General features: G+C 36.6%; 3 protein-coding genes. All 3 read left to right on the top strand.

The features are described 5' to 3' along the window. Positions 1-79 precede the first annotated feature (79 nt). Genes P9B04_RS15615 through P9B04_RS15605 form a run of 3 tightly spaced genes read left to right on the top strand, consistent with a single transcriptional unit; the run spans position 80 to position 4,173 of the window. Positions 80-1,444 (top strand): caspase family protein, encoded by a 1,365-nt coding sequence (locus tag P9B04_RS15615; protein ID WP_342055912.1) that lies wholly within the window; start codon positions 80-82, stop codon positions 1,442-1,444. Positions 1,445-1,449: 5 nt separating this feature from the next. After that, positions 1,450-2,550, top strand: a complete 1,101-nt coding sequence (locus P9B04_RS15610; protein WP_342055911.1) for an AAA family ATPase — start codon at positions 1,450-1,452, stop codon at positions 2,548-2,550. 9 nt (positions 2,551-2,559) lie between these two features. Next, a complete protein-coding gene (locus P9B04_RS15605; protein WP_342055910.1) occupies positions 2,560-4,173 on the top strand; it encodes an SAV_2336 N-terminal domain-related protein in 1,614 nt (537 codons plus the stop codon). Positions 4,174-4,181 lie beyond the last annotated feature (8 nt).

Here is a 4,181-nt window from a genome sequence, read left to right as displayed (position 1 = left end):
GGGTTAGTCTAATTTGATATGTAAAGTTTTCTAAAGACATTCAACATTTCTGGTTGAGGGCAATAATATTGATGTTCATGTGATTGCCTCCTGTCGAACTAAACAATTCGCTACAGATGGGGCATTCTCCAAAGCATTTGTCTCAGCTTTGGAAGAGTTATTAGAGGATTTGCAACAAGTAGATATAGACCCCAGTCAAATAGTTCCTAAAATAAATGAGCAAATAGATAGTGAAGAACAAAATGCCAAGTATAATGCTATTTTCTGTGAACAGGAAGCCAAATTTTTCCCTTTCGTCCCTAAGTCTATACAAAATTGGGAACAAAAGCGTTCTCAATTTGTAGAAAATTTAGTTCACATTTTGAAACAAGAGCCACAATTAAGTTTTCGTGCTATTAATTATTTTCTGTTAAGCTGTAATTTCATTAAGGAATTACTTTTAAACGAAGGAGAAATAGAAGAAAAACTCAGTGAGCTTTCAGAAAAACGAGTAGTCGATGGGGTGTGTCCTTTAATTGCTTGTGCTGAATGGTGCAGAAACAAGTTTGAGGATGAGGGATTGAAAAATATAGCTAGTGAAATTGAAAAATGGCAAGTAGAAGCTATTCAATCTAGAGAAGATGGAGATTTTGCTAAAATCAGAGACTTTATTAAGAATGCTTTTGATGAGTTTAAACAAATTATCAAAGAAGAAAAATTAAGAATTTTAGTAGAAATAGAACCAGAACAGGATAGGAATGGGACGGGTTTAAGTACAGGAAATTTTTATCTCAATTTATTTCTTTGGATTTCTTCTCAAAATCTTCCCATTGCTAAATTTGCAGAAAAAGAACTTTTGGCTTTAAATGAGATAGAAGCTCGAGAGTTAGCAGAGTCTTTTAACGATACTTTAGCTCAAGAAAAAAAACTTGTTAAACTAATTCGAAAAGCTCGTTATAGTCTTCCTATAGCAGTCAAATTAGATGTAGAATTTTTGATGCCTTTTGAACTGTTTTGTGTCCCTATAGAAAAACTAACTTTTAAATCTGGAAGAAGGCAAAAGTTTATTGGAGAGGAATATTCGTTGTTTATTAATTCTTACGAACGTTATTACCATTCAGACTATCGAGAAATTAGGGATAATCTTTTCTTAGAGAGAAATGAATGGTGGGAAAAACTAGAAGAATTATCAGGAGATGAATTTTATTTTTCTGGTTCACGAATCCCCTCATCAGAAGATTTAGAAGATATAGAAGAAAACTATAGTATTGCTATTTGGACACGCAACGAAGAATATGCTATTGAGTTAGATCGAGACTTAAAAAAATCTGAATGGAGGGAATGGAGGAACAAGATTAAAGAGTTAAGAATAAAGGATAAAGATTTAGAATTGACACTATTTTGGGATGATATGTTTCCTAAACCTCGACCGAAAAAACCTTTAAACACTAATTTGGTAGAATAGACATTATGACAACAAACTCTGAGCAAAATCAAGCTGAAGATTTGCGAATTTATCGCGGAAAAACTTTGACCGAAGGAAATATTCCCTCCGCAAAAGAACAGCAGAAACATTTAAAACGTATTCCAGCACCACCACCCTGGAGAATTTTTAGCTACTCTCAATCTGAGGGGGAGCAAAACGAAAAATTACCCCAAAAAAGAGAAAAGCCGGATCCTCGAGCTTTAGGGTTTGTAGTAGACCCATTCGCAGCAGATTTAGTTAATGCTGCTTTTTGTCTGCGTCGTCCTTTGCTAATAGAAGGTATCCCAGGTGCGGGAAAAACATCTTTAGCCTATGCCGTGGCGACAGAATTGGGTTTGCCTGGTCCGTATCGTTGGTCAATTGTTTCTCGCACTACCCTAAAAAATGGGTTATATGATTATGATGCTATTGGTAGATTACAGGAAGCATCATTAATTCGCCAAAAAAAAGGTGAAGGCGGTGAAATTGAAGAACCATCAATTGGAGATTATTTACGCTTGGGCCCAATGGGTATGGCATTTAAACTATCAAAGAAAAATAGACCTGCTGTTCTGCTAATTGATGAGATAGACAAAAGCGATATCGATATGCCCAATGATTTGTTACATATATTTGAAGAAGGCTTCTTTGAAATTCCTGAACTTGCTCGTTTAAAAAGTAAATTTGAATATGTACTTCCCTATCGTCGGCAAAGGGACGATTCAGAAGAGAAAATAAAAATTGAAAAAGGGTTTGTGCAATGTGAAGAATTTCCTTTAGTTTTTATGACCAGTAATGAAGCTAGAGAATTTCCTCCTGCCTTTTTACGTCGTTGTCTGCGTTTAACTTTGAATCAGCCCAATGATATTGACGGATTTTGGACTATTTTACAGCAGCGATTTAACTCAGAAACTTTAAATAGGTTAGATGAGCCAGCCAAACAGCTAATTACTAAATTTTTAAACAAAGTTAAGAAAAAACAAGGAAATTTAGCAACGGATCAGCTTTTAAATGCAGTTTACTTGTTATTAGAAAATGGGCAGGATCTTAATGAAGAAAGATGGGAGACTTTGTTAGCAACCATTTTTAAGCCATTACAGGGTTAGAAAATAATTATGGCAACTAATCAGAAGCAATGGCAATTTGATAATTTGGATGAACTAGAAAGGCTAGAATTTATCTGGTGTGTAGCCCATATGCACCTTATGGTAGAGTCAGATTCGTCATCAACTCAACAAGGGCAAGAAACACAAGAAAATAATTCAACTCAAAATACCACTTCCGATAATTTAAGCCCGAAAGATATTGATAATAAATTCCGACAAGAAGAACAGCCACCTAAACAAACTAATATATCTGCTTATCCCCAAGACTCTGAAACGAAGTCTAATAATAATTTTGCAGAAGATAAAGTAACTGATAATAAAGCGAATCCTGTTTCTACTCCCGATTCTTTTCCTCTTCCCAGTCCTGCTGAAATTGGCAAAGCTTTATTACCTTTAGCTAGAAGAATTGCCGGAATTTGGAAAAATCAAATCGATATAGAGGCTACTGTCGAGCAAACGGCCCAAGCTAATGGCTTGATTTCAGTGGCAATGAAAGCCCCTTTAGAAAGACAATATGAAATTCATCTATTTGTAGATGTTTCCCCTTCAATGAAATTCTGGGACGATCTAAGCTCCGGGGTGGCCACTTTATTTCGTTGGCAAGGATTTTTTCGCAATGTGAGAATTTGGCAACTAGATACTTCCTCGGAAAAGATGCGCTTATATTCGGACGAAACGAGAATCGAGCGCGACATCGCTAGTTTGATTACTCCCAGGAAAAATCGACTGTTTATGGTTATTACCGATACTCTGGGGAAAGCTTGGCGTTCAGGTGATGCCTATCAAAAACTAGCCTTTCTCGGACAAACTCACTCAGTCACCATTGCCCATATTTTTCCCCAATATCTTTGGAGTAGAACAAGTCTGTTCCGCGCTAGTCAAAGACCTGTGACAGCAGGAAAATTAGGTTGGGCAAATTCTCAATTACAAAGAGGAGGTAGAAAACTTCGCACAGCAGATGATATCTATCAATTTCCTATTTTGAATTTATTGCCCGAACACTTCGCAACTTGGGCAAAATTTTTAACTGCCCAAGAAGGCAAATTTATTCAAGGAGTCATCTTAAAAGAAACTGATCTCCAGATAAATCGGGAAAAAAAACCAGAAACTTTTACAGAAAACATTGAGCCAGAAGTTTTATTAAAAGAATTTTTATTCGATGCTACCCCTCCAGCCCGTAAACTAGCCCAAATTTTAGCCGCAGTTCCCCTTATCCCCCCCGTAATGCGTATAGTCCAAAAACAATTTTTGCAAGAAAGTGAGTATTGGCATCTAGCCGAAGTATTTTTTAGCGGATTGTTAAAGCGTTCAGAGTTCACACCTAAAGATACTAATGTTAGTGAAACCTGGTATGAATTTCTACCAGGAATTCGTGAGTTACTTTTAGCCAGTGGTTCGGTGATGGAAACTACAGAGATTTGGCGAGAAATAGGAAGTTTTGTTGAATCAAACTATGGTAGTTCTAGAAACTTTCAGGCATTGATACCTGACTCTACAGGTTCAATTGATGACCCTCTTACTAATCGAGATTTATACTTTGCCCAAGTTGATGCAGCCGTCTTTATAACTTGGGGGGGACGTATCTTCTCAAAAAGCCAGGGGTCACTCGCTGCGAAAACTTAGGCCAAACA

The sequence above is a fragment of the Crocosphaera sp. Alani8 genome, from assembly GCF_038442745.1.
Lineage (GTDB): Bacteria > Cyanobacteriota > Cyanobacteriia > Cyanobacteriales > Microcystaceae > Crocosphaera.
The sequence above is the reverse complement of the archived record's forward strand: the minus strand, read 5'-3'. Positions and strand labels throughout refer to the sequence as shown.